13 protein-coding genes are annotated in these 14,355 nt (G+C 70.4%); 5 read left to right on the top strand and 8 right to left on the bottom strand.

What is annotated here, in order from left to right; all coding sequences use genetic code 11:
• Positions 1 to 26 precede the first annotated feature (26 nt).
• From folE to dacB, 6 genes are all read right to left on the bottom strand, one after another.
• The gene (folE, locus tag ACIP5W_RS24745) at positions 27 to 632 is read right to left on the bottom strand and encodes a GTP cyclohydrolase I FolE (protein ID WP_401477502.1); all 606 of its coding nucleotides are present in this window, start codon (positions 630 to 632) and stop codon (positions 27 to 29) included.
• 142 nt (positions 633 to 774) lie between these two features.
• Positions 775 to 2,814, bottom strand: coding sequence for an ATP-dependent zinc metalloprotease FtsH (gene ftsH, locus ACIP5W_RS24740; RefSeq protein ID WP_401477500.1), 2,040 nt, complete (start codon positions 2,812 to 2,814; stop codon positions 775 to 777).
• Between the two features lie 184 nt (positions 2,815 to 2,998).
• Positions 2,999 to 3,559 carry a hypoxanthine phosphoribosyltransferase gene (gene hpt / locus ACIP5W_RS24735; RefSeq protein ID WP_363092831.1) on the bottom strand — a complete coding sequence of 187 codons (561 nt, stop codon included), beginning with the start codon at positions 3,557 to 3,559 and terminating at the stop codon, positions 2,999 to 3,001.
• 51 nt (positions 3,560 to 3,610) lie between these two features.
• A complete protein-coding gene (gene tilS, locus ACIP5W_RS24730; protein ID WP_401477497.1) occupies positions 3,611 to 4,636 on the bottom strand; it encodes a tRNA lysidine(34) synthetase TilS in 1,026 nt (341 codons plus the stop codon).
• Between the two features lie 210 nt (positions 4,637 to 4,846).
• Positions 4,847 to 5,968, bottom strand: a complete 1,122-nt coding sequence (locus ACIP5W_RS24725) for a zinc-dependent metalloprotease (protein ID WP_401477494.1) — start codon at positions 5,966 to 5,968, stop codon at positions 4,847 to 4,849.
• 151 nt (positions 5,969 to 6,119) lie between these two features.
• Positions 6,120 to 7,775, bottom strand: a complete 1,656-nt coding sequence (gene dacB, locus ACIP5W_RS24720; protein ID WP_401477491.1) for a D-alanyl-D-alanine carboxypeptidase/D-alanyl-D-alanine-endopeptidase — start codon at positions 7,773 to 7,775, stop codon at positions 6,120 to 6,122.
• Positions 7,776 to 7,854: 79 nt separating this feature from the next.
• On the opposite strand from dacB, the gene ACIP5W_RS24715 reads away from it, so the two are divergent.
• Together ACIP5W_RS24715 and ACIP5W_RS24710 are read left to right on the top strand one after the other, a co-directional pair.
• A complete protein-coding gene (locus tag ACIP5W_RS24715; RefSeq protein WP_007452023.1) occupies positions 7,855 to 8,346 on the top strand; it encodes an inorganic diphosphatase in 492 nt (163 codons plus the stop codon).
• A gap of 180 nt (positions 8,347 to 8,526) precedes the next feature.
• Positions 8,527 to 10,188: a threonine/serine exporter ThrE family protein gene (locus ACIP5W_RS24710; protein ID WP_401477488.1), complete on the top strand. Its 1,662-nt coding sequence runs from the start codon at positions 8,527 to 8,529 to the stop codon at positions 10,186 to 10,188.
• A gap of 45 nt (positions 10,189 to 10,233) precedes the next feature.
• On the opposite strand, the gene ACIP5W_RS24705 is transcribed toward ACIP5W_RS24710, so the two are convergent.
• Positions 10,234 to 11,247: a DedA family protein gene (locus ACIP5W_RS24705; protein WP_401477485.1), complete on the bottom strand. Its 1,014-nt coding sequence runs from the start codon at positions 11,245 to 11,247 to the stop codon at positions 10,234 to 10,236.
• A gap of 139 nt (positions 11,248 to 11,386) precedes the next feature.
• On the opposite strand from ACIP5W_RS24705, the gene ACIP5W_RS24700 reads away from it, so the two are divergent.
• Positions 11,387 to 11,752 carry a YbjQ family protein gene (locus ACIP5W_RS24700; RefSeq protein WP_401477482.1) on the top strand — a complete coding sequence of 122 codons (366 nt, stop codon included), beginning with the start codon at positions 11,387 to 11,389 and terminating at the stop codon, positions 11,750 to 11,752.
• Positions 11,753 to 11,767: 15 nt separating this feature from the next.
• Here the strand turns inward: ACIP5W_RS24700 and ACIP5W_RS24695 are convergent, their stop codons facing one another.
• Positions 11,768 to 12,532 carry a MerR family transcriptional regulator gene (locus tag ACIP5W_RS24695; RefSeq protein WP_401477479.1) on the bottom strand — a complete coding sequence of 255 codons (765 nt, stop codon included), beginning with the start codon at positions 12,530 to 12,532 and terminating at the stop codon, positions 11,768 to 11,770.
• Between the two features lie 128 nt (positions 12,533 to 12,660).
• Between ACIP5W_RS24695 and ACIP5W_RS24690 the strand changes: the two genes are divergently transcribed.
• Together ACIP5W_RS24690 and ACIP5W_RS24685 are read left to right on the top strand one after the other, a co-directional pair.
• Positions 12,661 to 12,834, top strand: coding sequence for a hypothetical protein (locus ACIP5W_RS24690; protein WP_401477476.1), 174 nt, complete (start codon positions 12,661 to 12,663; stop codon positions 12,832 to 12,834).
• A gap of 120 nt (positions 12,835 to 12,954) precedes the next feature.
• The gene (locus ACIP5W_RS24685) at positions 12,955 to 14,355 is read left to right on the top strand and encodes a glutamate decarboxylase (RefSeq protein ID WP_401477473.1); all 1,401 of its coding nucleotides are present in this window, start codon (positions 12,955 to 12,957) and stop codon (positions 14,353 to 14,355) included.

Below are 14,355 nucleotides of genomic sequence, written 5' to 3'. Positions count from 1 at the left end.
GCCTTCAGCGACCGTCGTGAGCGGTCTCAGCGCGCCATGATCAGGCTCATCGCCTCGTTGCGCGTCGCCGCGTCCCGCAGCTGTCCGCGGACCGCCGACGTGAGGGTCTTGGCACCGGGCTTGCGGATCCCGCGCATGGACATGCACATGTGCTCGCACTCCACGACGACGATGACTCCGCGCGGCTCCAGGATGTCCATCAGGGAGTCCGCGATCTGCGTGGTGAGACGTTCCTGCACCTGGGGGCGCCGGGCGTAGACGTCCACCAGACGGGCCAGCTTCGACAGGCCGGTGATCTTTCCGCTGGTGGCCGGGATGTACCCGACGTGAGCGACACCGCGGAACGGCACCAGATGATGCTCACAGGTGCTGTAGACCTCGATGTCCTTCACGAGCACCATCTCGTCGTGACCCAGGTCGAACGTCGTCTTCAGCACGTCCTCGGGCTGCTGCCACAGGCCCGCGAAGATCTCCCGGTAGGCGCGGGCCACCCGCGCGGGCGTCTCCCGCAGCCCCTCACGGTCGGGGTTCTCGCCGACCGCGATCAGCAGTTCGCGTACGGCGTTCTCGGCCCGCTTCTCGTCGAACTCGCCGACGGGGCCCTCGCCGTCCAGCGTCACGGGGTCGGTCATCCTGGTGCCTCGTTCCTGTGCGGGTCGCGTGTGGTGGACGCGTGACGGTGCGGCCATAACCGAAATGCCGCGCCCCCCAGGCTAGAACCTGGGGGGCGCGGCATGCATTCCGGGCCTGGTGGGAGCACCGGGACCCAAAGCGTCAGCTCTCCGGACGCTCCTCGGGGGCCGGATCGGCCACCGGGGCGGGGTCCACCACCGAGGACTTGGCGGTGCTGATCGCGGGCGTCGCGCCGTTGGCCCCGTTGGTCAGTGCCAGCTCCCTGGGGGAGAGCACCGGCGGGCGGGTGGACGGCGTGCGCCGCGAGGAGCCGGTCCACGCGGGCCGTGCCGGGCGCTTGACGATGGCGGAGAAGATCTCGGCGATCTCCTCCTTGTTCAGCGTCTCCTTCTCCAGCAGCCGCAGCACCAGGTTGTCGAGGACGTCGCGGTTCTCGACCAGGATCTCCCAGGCCTCGTTGTGCGCGTTCTCGATGAGCTTCTTGACCTCTTCGTCGACCAGCGCGGCGACCTCTTCCGAGTAGTCGCGCTGGTGGGCCATCTCACGGCCGAGGAACGGCTCGGTGTTGTCGCCGCCGAACTTGATGGCGCCGAGACGCTCGGTCATGCCGTACTGGGTGACCATCGCGCGGGCCGTGGCAGTGGCCTTCTCGATGTCGTTCGCGGCGCCGGTGGTCGGGTCGTGGAAGACCAGTTCCTCGGCAGCGCGACCGCCCAGCATGTAGGCGAGCTGGTCGAGCATCTCGTTACGGGTGGTCGAGTACTTGTCCTCGTCCGGGAGCACCATCGTGTAACCGAGCGCGCGGCCGCGGGACAGGATGGTGATCTTGTGCACCGGGTCGGAGTTGGGAGAGGCCGCCGCGACCAGGGCGTGGCCGCCCTCGTGGTAGGCGGTGATCTTCTTCTCCTTGTCCGACATGATCCGGGTCCGCTTCTGCGGGCCCGCGACCACACGGTCGATCGCCTCGTCCAGCATCTGGTTGTCGATCAGCTTCTTGTCCGAGCGGGCCGTGAGCAGCGCGGCCTCGTTCAGCACGTTGGAGAGATCGGCACCCGTGAAGCCGGGGGTGCGGCGGGCGACGGCGGCCAGGTCGACGTCGGGCGCGACCGGCTTGCCCTTCTGGTGGACCTTGAGGATCTCCAGACGGCCCTGCATGTCCGGGCGGTCGACCGCGATCTGGCGGTCGAAGCGGCCGGGACGCAGCAGCGCCGGGTCGAGGATGTCGGGCCGGTTCGTGGCGGCGATGAGGATCACGCCGCCCTTCACGTCGAAGCCGTCCATCTCGACGAGCAGCTGGTTCAGCGTCTGCTCACGCTCGTCGTGACCACCGCCGAGGCCGGCGCCGCGATGGCGGCCGACCGCGTCGATCTCGTCGACGAAGACGATCGCCGGGGCGTTCGCCTTGGCCTGCTCGAAGAGGTCACGCACCCGGGAGGCACCGACACCGACGAACATCTCGACGAAGTCGGAACCGGAGATCGAGTAGAAGGGGACGCCCGCCTCGCCGGCGACGGCGCGCGCGAGCAGGGTCTTGCCGGTGCCGGGAGGCCCGTACAGGAGCACGCCCTTGGGAATCTTGGCGCCGACGGCCTGGAACTTCGCCGGTTCCTGGAGGAACTCCTTGATCTCGTGGAGCTCCTCGACGGCCTCGTCCGAGCCGGCGACGTCCGCGAACGTCGTCTTCGGCGTGTCCTTGGTGATGAGCTTCGCCTTGGACTTGCCGAAGTTCATGACCCGGGAGCCGCCACCCTGCATCTGATTCATCAGGAACAGGAAGACGACGACGATGAGGACGAAGGGGAGCAGGGACAGCAGGATCCCGACGAAAGCGTTCTGCTTCGTCGGAGAGACCGTGTAACCGTCCGGAATCTGCTTGTCCTGGTACTTGGTCTGCAGCGTATTGGCGATGGTCACGCCCTGATCGCCGATGTAGCTCGCCTGGATCTTCGAGCTGCCCTCGACCTTTGTGCCGTCCTTGAGCGTGACCTTGATGGTCTGCTCGTCACCGGTGGTGAGCTTGGCCGACTCGACCTTGTTGTCGTTGATCGCTGCAACGACCTGGCCGGTGTCCACCGTCTTGTAGCCGCCGGACGAGCCGACGACCTGCATCAACACGACCACGGCAAGGACGGCCAGCACGATCCACATGACCGGCCCACGGAAGTATCGCTTCACGTCCATCCATACGGAGCGGTGCCGCCCCGTCCCTCCTGCCATAGTGAGTTTGATAAGACAGTTCTTCTGACGGTACCCCAGCATTGTCGTGCGAAGCCGCACGGGGAAGCCTGGCGAACCCGTCTGCATGCTTCAACGGCGCGGAACCCGCTGGGGTTCCCGATCGTCCTGCACAGGACGCTCTTGTGGCTCAGCCGCCGTAGACGTGGGGCGCGAGCGTACCGACGAACGGCAGGTTGCGGTACTTCTCGGCGTAGTCGAGGCCGTAGCCCACGACGAACTCGTTGGGGATGTCGAATCCGACCCACTCCACGTCGATCGCGACCTTGGCCGCCTCCGGCTTGCGCAGCAGCGTGCACACCTTGAGGGAGGCGGGCTCGCGCGAGCCGAGGTTGGACAGCAGCCAGGACAGGGTCAGTCCGGAGTCGATGATGTCCTCGACGATCAGGACGTGCTTGCCCTTGATGTCGGTGTCGAGGTCCTTGAGGATCCGCACCACACCGGAGGACTGGGTGCCCGCGCCGTAGGAGGACACGGCCATCCAGTCCATGGTGACGGGGGTGGACAGCGCCCGCGCGAGGTCGGCCATGACCATCACCGCGCCCTTGAGGACGCCGACGATGAGCAGGTCCTTGCCCGCGTACTCCGTGTCGATCTTCGCCGCCAGCTCAGCCAGCTTGGCGTCGATCTCTTCCTTGGTGATGAGCACCGTCTTGAGGTCGGCACCCATGTCTTTCGCGTCCACCCGCATCACTTTCGGTCGTCCCACCGGCCGCCGCCCCTCCGAGTGGAGGGGCGGGATTCAGCCTTGCCGAATCACCAGTCTGCCACCCTGCCGCTGGGCGACGACTTTGCCGGGGAGATTGATGACTCCCTGGCCGCGCCAGCCGGTGATCAGCCGGTCGATCTCCTCGATGTGCCGGGCGAAGAGCGAACCGGCCGGGGCGCCCGCCTCGATGGCGGCGCGGCGCAGGATGCGGCGGCGGACGGCGGGCGGCAGGGCGTAGAGCTTGGCGCACTCCAGCAGGCCGGCGTTGTCCCGGACGGCGGCCTCGGCCCGGCCGGCCCAGGCGTCGAGGGCGTCGGCGTCGTCGCGGGAGAGCTGGGCCGTACGGGCGAGGGCCTCGACGACGCCCTTGCCGAGGGCCTTCTCCAGGGCGGGCAGCCCTTCGTGGCGGAGCCGGGAGCGGGTGTAGGCCGGGTCGGTATTGTGCGGGTCGTCCCAGACGGGGAGGGACTGGACCATGCAGGCCTTGCGTGCGGTCTGCCGGTCGAGCTGGAGGAAGGGCCGGCGGTAACGGCCGCCGGCCCCCGAGACCGCGGCCATTCCGGAGAGGGAGCGGATGCCCGAGCCGCGGGCGAGGCCGAGGAGAACGGTCTCGGCCTGGTCGTCGCGGGTGTGGCCGAGGAGGATCGCGGCGGCGCCGTGGCGGTCGGCGGCGTCATCGAGGGCGGCGTAACGGGCGTCACGGGCGGCGGCCTCGGGGCCGCCTTCGCGGCCGACGGTGACGGCGGTGGCCTCCACCGGGTCGAGGCCGAGTTCGCGCAGGCGCAGGACGACCTCGTCGGCGCGCAGGTCGGAGCCGGCCTGGAGGCCGTGGTCGACGGTGACGCCGCCGGCGCGGACGCCGAGCCTGGGAGCCTCGAAGGCGAGGGCCGAGGCGAGCGCCATGGAGTCGGCGCCGCCGGAGCAGGCCACGAGCACGAGCGGCGAGGGCGGACGCTCGTGCGCAAGGGCGTCAGGGGTGCTGTGGTGGTCGGTGAGGATGTCGTGGAGGACGCGGCGGACCGCCAGGCGTATCGCCGCGACCGCAGGATGGGGACCCATGTCCGGTTCCCTTCATGAAATTTTCGGGGGTTGAACCCGAGATCGGTCACGCAGAGTGTGTAGATGGTGACAGAACCGGGCCGTTCCCCGAGCATTGCACGCCTGATGGGGACTCACGGTCCCTCGGACGGGTGATTGCGGAGGCGTTCTCCTGCCGTCGGCCGATTTTCGGTTCCCGTCCGCCGTCGTGCTCGCCACCGGCTCAGCGGTTCAGGAGTCCGCCTTGCGGTGCACCCGGGCGACCCAGTCCGCCGGTTTCGCGATCTCGGCCTTGGTGGGGAGGGTGTTCGGCGAGGTCCACACACGGTTGAAGCCGTCCATGCCGACCTGGTCGACGACGGCCCGCACGAAACGGTCACCGTCCTTGTACTGCTTGAGTTTGGCGTCCAGGCCGAGCAGCTTGCGCAGGGCCATGTCCAGCCGCGAGGCACCCTTGGCGCGACGCTGCTGGAACTTCTCGCGGATCTCGGCGACGGTCGGCACGACGTCCGGGCCCACCCCGTCCATCACGAAGTCGGCGTGACCCTCCAGGAGGGACATCACGGCGGTGAGCCGGGCGAGGATCTCCCGCTGGGCGGGACTCTGGACCAGTTCGACCAGGGAACGGCCGCCGTCGTCCTCCTCCCCCTCGGGACGTCCGCCGACGAGGGACTGGGCCGCTTCCCTGATCCGCTCCAGGAACGTCATGGGGTCGACGTCCGTCTCCGCCAAGAACGACTGGATCTCACCCTCCAGGTGGTCGCGGAGCCAGGGCACCGCGGAGAACTGCGTGCGGTGCGTCTCCTCGTGCAGGCACACCCAGAGGCGGAAGTCGTGGGGGCTCACGTCGAGTTCGCGTTCGACGTGCACGATGTTCGGCGCGACGAGGAGCAGCCGCCCGCCGCTGTCGGCACCCGCGGGCAGTTCGCGGGTGGCGGGGGCGAAGGTCTCGTACTGGCCGAGGACGCGGGAGGACAGGAAGGACAGCAGCATGCCGAGTTCGACGCCCGTGACCTTGCCGCCGACCGCGCCGAGGACCGCGTTGCCGCTGCGGCGTCCCTCCATCTTGTCGAGGAGGGGCTTGAGGAGCTCCCGGAAGCCGGCCACGTTCGCCCGGATCCAGCCGGGACGGTCGACGACCAGGACGGGGGTGTCGTGCATCTCCTCGGTGCCCAGACGAGTGAAGCCGCGGACGTGTCCTTCCGAGACCTTGGCGTGCCGGCGCAGTTCCGCGACGACGGCGCGGGCCTCGTCGCGGCTCACCTCCGGGCCCGGCCGCACGAGGCGGGTCGCGGTCGCGACCGCGAGGTTCCAGTCGACCATCCCTGAAGAGGCACCACCGATGCTCGTCATGCGTCAACCGTACGTGAGGGGTGCCGTTGCGGGCAGGGCGTGGGGCGGGAGTGGGGGACGCCTCAGGGATGGAGTGGGGGCGGCGTCCGGGTCGGCGCGGCCCTCGGTCGGGGCGGGGCGGGCGCGTGACCGGACGCCGGACGGGCCGGCTTCAGCCGCAGCCGCAGGCCGCCAGGGCCGTGGCGGCTCGGTCGAGGGCCGTCTGGGCCGCGGCCGGGTCGGTGGTGTTCGCGGTGAGGACGGCGAAGGCCAGGAGGTGGCCGTCGCGGTCGACGACCGTACCGGCGAGGGTGTTGACGCCCGTCAGGGTGCCGGTCTTGGCGCGGACCACACCGGCGGCGTCGGCAGCGCCGTCCGTGTAGCGGGTGCTGAGGGTGCCGGTGAAGCCGGCGACGGGCAGTCCGGTGAGGACGGGGCGCAGGTCGGGGCGGGCGGGGTCGCCGGCCTTGACGAGGAGCGCGGTCAGGAGGTTCGCGGTCAGGCGGTCGTTCCGGTCGAGGCCGCTGCCGTCCCTGAAGTCGACACCGTCCAGGGGCAGTCCGAGCCGTCCCAGCTGGGTGCGGATCGCCTTGCCCGCGCCGGCGAAGTCGGCGCGCACGCCGGTCGCGAGGGCGGTCTGGCGGGCGAGCGCCTCGGCGATGTCGTTGTCGCTGTTGGTCAGCATCCGCTCGACGAGCGAGGCGAGCGGGGGCGAGGCGACCGTGGCCAGCGTCTCCGCGCGCGCGGAGGCCTTCGACGGTCCGGGCGCGGACGTCTTGATCCCGTACGCCCCCAGGAAGTCCGCGAACTTCCTCGTCGCGTCCGCCGCCGGGTCGGGCACGCGGGTCGCCGGGCCGCTCGTCGAGCCGTCCGCGCGGCCCTCGTCGGCGGTCAGGGCCGTGACCCGGGCCAGGTTCGGGTTGACTCCGATCGGGTGAACTTCGGTGCCGGCGTACAGGGTGGTGTCGTACGACAGCGTCGCCCGGGTGATGCCGCGTTTCTTCAGGGCCGTGGCCGTGGAGGCGGCGAGGGTGCGCAGGCCTGCCCAGCCCTCGGGGTTCTCGCGGGCGGTGAGGGTGGGGTCGCCGCCGCCGACGAGGACGACCTCCCCGGTGCCGGGTTCCAGGGCGGTGCGGGTGGTGAGGCGGTGGTCGGCGCCCAGCGCGGTGAGCGCGGCGACCGCGGTGGCGATCTTCGTGGTGGAGGCCGGGGTGAGCGCGTCGTCGGCTCCGCTGCCGTAGAGCCGCTTGCCGGTGGTCACGTCGACGACGGCGGCCGTGCGGCGGGTGCCGAGGGCCGGGTCGGCGAGGAGCGGGCCGAGGACGCGCGTGAGGGCGGCGGAGCCCGGGGCCGACTTCACGGCGGTCGTCGCGCCGCCGAGGCCCGTCAGGACGGACGCGGCGCTGGGCGCGGGCCGCGGCGCCCCGGCCGCCGTGTCGGACGTATCGGACGCTTCGGTCCCGCGGCCGTGATCTGCGCCACCCACCCGCTCCAGTGCGGCGGCCCGGTCCCGCTCGGCCGTACGCTGACCCGAGGAGTCCCAGGGGCCGGCGGCGGTCGCCACGCCGACGGCCAGGGCCAGTCCGGCGGTCGTCGCACCCGCGGTGTACTGCCAGGTCCGGCCGGGTCTCGGCCTCGTGATCAGCGCGAGCTGCGGTTTCGCCGCCTGCCTGAGCCGTGCGACCCGCGGCCCGGCGGCCGCCGTCGCGCGCGCGAGACGTGGCCGTACGACCCCTGCGACCCGCGCCAGACGTGGTCGTACGGCGTCCGCGGCCCGCACCACGTGCGGTCTCGCGGCCCGCCAAGGCCTCAGCTCGGGCACGATCACCAGCCCCTTTCGCGATCACACACCTGCGTGAGGGACACTTAACCACCAGAACTATGTGCTGATCATGGAGGAGCCACCGGTGGAGTTCGACGTCACGATCGAGATCCCGAAGGGTTCGCGGAACAAGTACGAGGTGGACCACGAGACCGGTCGGATCCGCCTGGACCGTCGACTCTTCACCTCGACCGCCTACCCGACCGACTACGGCTTCGTCGAGAACACTCTCGGCGAGGACGGTGACCCGCTGGACGCGCTGGTCATCCTGGACGAGCCGACCTTCCCGGGTTGCCTCATCCGCTGCCGCGCGATCGGCATGTTCCGCATGACCGACGAGGCCGGCGGCGACGACAAGCTGCTGTGCGTCCCGTCGACCGACCCGCGCGTGGAGCACCTGCGGGACATCCACCACGTGTCGGAGTTCGACCGGCTGGAGATCCAGCACTTCTTCGAGGTCTACAAGGACCTGGAGCCCGGCAAGTCCGTCGAGGGCGCCGACTGGGTGGGCCGCACCGACGCCGAGGCCGAGATCGAGCGGTCGTACAAGCGCTTCAAGGACCAGGGCGGTCACTGAGTCGCTCGGCCCCGAGGGGCCGTGGAGGGCCGCACGCACACGTGCGGCCCTCCTGCGTGTCGGGCGCAGATGTCGGTAAGCCCGCGTCCCTGGGCACACGTCAGTACGCACACGGTGGTACGCGTACGTCGGTGCGCATACTGAGGTCTACGGAATGTGTCGTTCAGGGAGCGTTGCCCAGTGACGGAGGCGGAGGACCGCAAGCCGCAGTCGGACGAGGCGAAGGGCACGTTCGATCCGGAGGTCACCTCCGAGTTCGCGATCCCGCGGGGGCTGGCCGTCCCCAGGGGCGCGGGCGAGTCGGAGACCACGTCGGAGTTCGCCGTTCCGGTCGGCCTGGACGTCGCGCAGCCGGCCGGCGGTGAGTCCGAGGGGTCGGCGTTCAGTCCGCCGAGGACGTACAGCTCGCGGCACGCCCCGCCCGCCTTCACGCCCGCCGAGGGCTTTCCCGTGGTCAGTCTGACCAAGGACGTGCCCTGGCAGGACCGGATGCGGACGATGCTGCGCATGCCGGTGGCCGAGCGGCCCGCGCCGGAGCCTCCGCCCAAGGCGGAGGAGGGCGGCCCGGCCGTCCCGCGTGTGCTCGACCTGACCCTGCGCATCGGCGAGCTGCTGCTGGCGGGCGGTGAGGGCGCCGAGGACGTGGAGGCCGCGATGTTCGCGGTCTGCCGCTCCTACGGGCTCGACCGCTGCGAGCCGAACGTCACCTTCACCCTGCTGTCGATCTCGTACCAGCCCTCCCTGGTCGAGGACCCGGTGACGGCCTCACGGACCGTGCGGCGCCGGGGCACCGACTACACCCGGCTGGCGGCCGTCTTCCACCTCGTCGACGACCTCAGCGACCCCGAGACGCACATCTCGCTGGAGGAGGCGTACCGGCGGCTCGCCGAGATGCGGCGCAACCGGCACCCGTATCCGACCTGGGTGCTGACCTCGGCGAGCGGACTGCTGGCCGGCGCGGCCTCGGTGCTCGTCGGCGGCGACCTGATCGTGTTCGTGGCGGCGGCGATCGGCGCGATGCTCGGCGACCGGCTGGCGTGGCTGTGCGCCGGACGCGGGCTGCCGGAGTTCTACCAGTTCCTGGTGGCCGCGATGCCGCCCGCCGCGATAGGCATCGCGCTGACGCTCGGACACGTCGACGTGAAGGCGTCCGCCGTCATCACCGGCGGGCTGTTCGCGCTGCTGCCCGGACGGGCCCTCGTGGCGGGCGTCCAGGACGGTCTGACGGGCTTCTACATCACCGCCGCCGCCCGCCTGCTGGAGGTCATGTACTTCTTCGTCGGCATCGTCGTCGGCGTGCTGGTCATGCTCTATGTCGGCGTGCAGCTGGGAGCCCATCTCAACCCCGACGCCTACCTGGGCATCACCAAGCGGCCGCTGTGGCAGATCGGCGCGTCGATGCTGCTGTCGCTGACCTTCGCGGTACTGCTCCAGCAGGAACGGTCCACCGTGCTGGCCGTGACGCTGAACGGGGGCGTCGCCTGGTCGGTGTACGGCGCGATGCACTATGCCGGTGACATCTCGCCGGTGGCCTCCACCGCCGTCGCGGCGGGGGTGGTCGGGCTGTTCGGGCAGCTGCTGTCGCGGTACCGGTTCGCGTCCGCGCTGCCCTACACGACCGCGGCGATCGGGCCCCTGCTGCCCGGTTCGGCCACGTACTTCGGGCTGCTGGCCATCGCGCAGAACGAGGTGGACGCGGGGCTGGTCTCCCTGACCAAGGCGGCCGCGCTGGCGATGGCCATCGCCATCGGCGTGAACCTGGGGTCGGAGATCTCGCGGTTGTTCCTGCGGATCGGGTCCGCGGAGAAGCGGCGGGCCGCCAAGCGGACACGGGGATTCTGACGCCGGGGTGGGCCCCGGCGGATCTCCCGTGCCCGCGGTCGCGTTTCAGTAGCCCTGGTTGTGCGGGTACTGGCCGTTCTGCTGCTGCGGCGGCTGGGACTGGGGCTGCCAGTCCTGCTGGGGGTACTGCTGCTGGGGATACTGCTGCTGCTGCTGCGGGTACTGCTGTTGCTGCGGGTACTGCTGCTGGTACTGCTGCTGGTACTGCTGGCCGTAGTAGTCGGGCTGGTACTCGCCCTGGTACTGGTTCTGGCCCTGGTCGCCCGCCTGGTACCGGTCGCCCGCCTGGTACTGGTTGCGGCCCTGGTCACCGGCCGGATCGCCGTACGGGTCGTGGTCCTCGATGCGGCGGAGCCGGGTGGTGGCGTCGTCCATGGCCGGGGCCGGGGCCGAGGTCGGAGTCGGCTGGGCGGAGGGCTCGGCCTGCGGGGGGTTCTTCTTGGACTGGGAGCGGGCGCGGAGGAACTCGATGATGATCGGGACCACCGAGAGAAGGACGATCAGGAGCAGGATCGGCTCGATGTTCTTCTTGACGAAGTCGATGTTGCCCAGCCAGGAGCCGAGCAGGGTCACGCCCGCGCCCCACAGGACGCCGCCGAGGACGTTGAAGATCAGGAAGGACCGGTACCGCATGCCGCTGACGCCGGCGATGATCGGCGTGAACGTGCGCACGATGGGCACGAAGCGGGCCAGGACCAGCGACTTGGGGCCGTACTTCTCGAAGAACTCGTGCGCCTTGGTGACGTTCTCCTGCTTGAAGAGGCGGGAGTCCGGGCGGGTGAAGAGGGACGGCCCCACCTTCTTGCCGAACATGTAGCCCGCCTGGTCGCCCAGGATCGCGGCGACGCAGATCAGGGCGATGGCCGCCCACAGCGGGAAGTCCAGCTGGTTCGACGTGATCAGCAGGCCCGCCGTGAACAGCAGCGAGTCACCCGGCAGGAAGAAGCCGATGAGCAGGCCCGACTCCGCGAAGACGATGAGCAGCAGACCCCAGATGCCGAAGCTGTCCAGTAGGTAATCGGGGTCCAGCCAGCTCGGTCCGAGGGCAAGGGTCGTCACGGTTCCGGGCTCCTGACGGGGGTGAGGGAGTTCAGCGTCCTTCTACGGCCGCACAAAGCTATCAACGTCATGTGTCCGCCCCAGGTTCCATGGGGGTCCCCAGGATGCACTGTGAGCCCGCTCGGGCAAACCTGTGGACATGGGCATCGAAGATTACGGCGGCGGCCAGGGGCCCCGGCCGGACGTACTGGTCGTCACCACCAACGACGTACCCGGACACCGGATCGAGCAGGTCATCGGTGAGGTCTTCGGACTGACGGTGCGCTCCCGGCACCTCGGGAGCCAGATCGGGGCGGGGCTGAAGTCGATGGTCGGCGGCGAGCTGAAGGGCCTCACCAAAACGCTCGTGGAGACCCGCAACCAGGCCATGGACCGGCTCGTGGAGCAGGCACGCGCGCGTGGCGCCAACGCCGTGCTCGCGTTCCGCTTCGACGTCACGGAGGCGGCCGACGTGGGCACCGAGGTGTGCGCGTACGGGACGGCGGTGGTCGTGGCCCGGGAGTGACCCCGGGCCACGACCCTACGCGGGTTCGTGCCGGGCCGCGTTGGCGGCGATCGCCTGCTCGAGGTGCTCGGCGAGACCCGGGCGGGTGGAGTCGTAGAAGGCCTTGAACCGCTCGTCGGTGACGTACATCTCGCCCAGGGACCGGTGGAGTGCGTAGGAGCACGCGTAGAACCAGCCGCTGATGTGCTGCCGGTGCTCCTCGGCCATGTCCATGGCCCGCTCGCCGGTGGGCGGTTCACCGGCCGCCATGAGCGCGTCGTAGCGTCCGCTCCAGTCGGCCACCTCCGCCTGCATGCGCTGCCAGTCGTCCTTGGTGTAGCGGGCGGCCCGGCGCTGTGACTCCGCGTACGGCCCGGTGCCGCCCCAGCGCCGCTCGGCCTCCTCGGCGTACTGCTCGGGGTCCTTGTCCCCGAAGACCTCGAAGCGTTCCTCGGGGGTCAGGTCGATGCCCATCTCACGTGCCTCCATGGCGTGTTCCACGGCCGCGGCCATCTTCTGCAGCTGCTCGATCCGGGCGGTCAGCAGGTCGAGCCGGCGGCGCAGGTGCGCGCGCGGGTCCGCCTCCGGATCGTCGAGCAGGACGGCGACCTCGTCGAGCGGGAAGCCGAGTTCCCGGTAGAACAGGATCTGCTGCAGCCGGTCGAGGTCGGCGTCGCTGTAGCGCCGATGACCCGCGTGGCTGCGCTCGCTCGGGGGGAGCAGGCCGATGCCGTCGTAGTGGTGCAGGGCACGCACCGTCACCCCGGCGAAGCCGGCGACCTGTCCCACGGAGTAGCTCACTTCGTCCGCTCCCTTCTGGGTTCGCCCTCCAAGGTGGGCCCTCACGCGACGTGAGGTGCAAGCCCGTCCCCCTCCCCGCAGGCAGCACCCCCGAGGCGATGCCCGTTTTATCCGCTTATCGTGAGCTCGTGGCTCAGGACACCGTGCGACAGGCGCCCCCCTCTCGGGCGAGCTCCGCGCGCGCGTTGCTGCCCTCGGTCCTGCCCGCCCTGATCGTCGGTGCGCCGGCGAGCCTGCTCCTGCTGCTGGTGACCGGCAGGCGGCAGATGCAGCTGCGGGAGGACGGGAGGACGACCGGGTGAACCGATCAGGCCCTTCGATCCGATGAAGGAGCGGGGAGGACGCCGACCCCGCACCCACGACCGCCGACCGCCGACCATCAACCGCTGACCCCGAGCCCCGAGCCCCGACAGGAGAATCCCATGGCCCTGCACAAAGGCCTCGCCAAGGCCGACGAGCGCTCCCGCTTCGTGAACCCCTTCTACGGCGAGGCGGACCCGGTCAGCGGTATGGCCGAGGCGCCGCCCAAGCACCGGCTGCCGGACGGCCCGACGCCGCCCTCGACGGCGTATCAGCTGGTGCACGACGAACTGATGCTGGACGGCAACTCACGGCTGAACCTGGCCACCTTCGTCACCACGTGGATGGAGCCGCAGGCAGGGCTGCTGATGGCGGAGTGCCGCGACAAGAACATGATCGACAAGGACGAGTACCCGCGCACCGCGGAGCTGGAGCGCCGCTGCGTGGCCATGCTCGCCGACCTGTGGAACGCGCCTGATCCGTCGGCGGCCGTGGGCTGCTCGACGACCGGGTCGAGCGAGGCGTGCATGCTCGCCGGGATGGCCTTCAAGCGGCGGTGGAGCAAACGCACCACCGACCCGACCGCCCGGCCGAACCTGGTCATGGGGGGCAACGTCCAGGTCTGCTGGGAGAAGTTCTGCAACTTCTGGGAGGTGGAAGCCCGCCTGGTGCCCATGGAGGGCGAGCGCTTCCACCTGGACCCGCAGGCCGCCGCCGACCTGTGCGACGAGAACACCATCGGGGTCGTCGGCATCCTCGGCTCCACCTTCGACGGGTCCTACGAGCCGATCGCCGAGCTGTGCGCGGCCCTGGACGCCCTCCAGGAGCGCACCGGCCTGGACGTGCCGGTGCACGTCGACGGGGCGTCCGGCGCGATGATCGCGCCCTTCCTGGACGAGGACCTCGTGTGGGACTTCCGCCTCGCGCGCGTGGCGTCGATCAACACCTCCGGGCACAAGTACGGGCTGGTCTACCCCGGTGTCGGCTGGGCCCTGTGGCGCGACAAGGACGCCCTGCCCGAGGAGCTGGTCTTCCGCGTCAACTACCTGGGCGGCGACATGCCGACCTTCGCGCTGAACTTCTCGCGGCCCGGCGCCCAGGTCGTCGCGCAGTACTACACGTTCCTGCGGCTGGGCCGCTCGGGTTACCAGGCAGTGCAGCGGTCCACGCGGGCCGTCACCCGGGAGCTGGCCGACCGGGTGGAGGCGCTCGGCGACTTCCGGCTGCTGACCCGGGGCGACCAGCTGCCCGTCTTCGCCTTCACCACGGCCCCGGGTGTCGAGTCGTACGACGTCTTCGACGTCTCCCGGCGGCTGCGTGAGCACGGCTGGCTGGTGCCGGCGTACACCTTCCCGCCGAACCGCGAGGATCTGTCCGTCGTGCGGATCGTGTGCCGCAACGGCTTCTCCTCGGACCTGTCCGACCTGTTCATCGACGACCTGACGCGGCTGCTTCCGGAGCTGCGCCGGCAGCCGCACCCGCAGATCCGGGACAAGGGGGCGGCCACCGGCTTCCATCACTGA

The organism is Streptomyces sp. NPDC088766, from assembly GCF_044750845.1.
In the GTDB taxonomy this organism is placed as follows: Bacteria; Actinomycetota; Actinomycetes; order Streptomycetales; family Streptomycetaceae; genus Streptomyces.
Note: the sequence above shows the minus strand (reverse complement) of the source record. Positions and strands in the feature narration are given on the sequence as shown.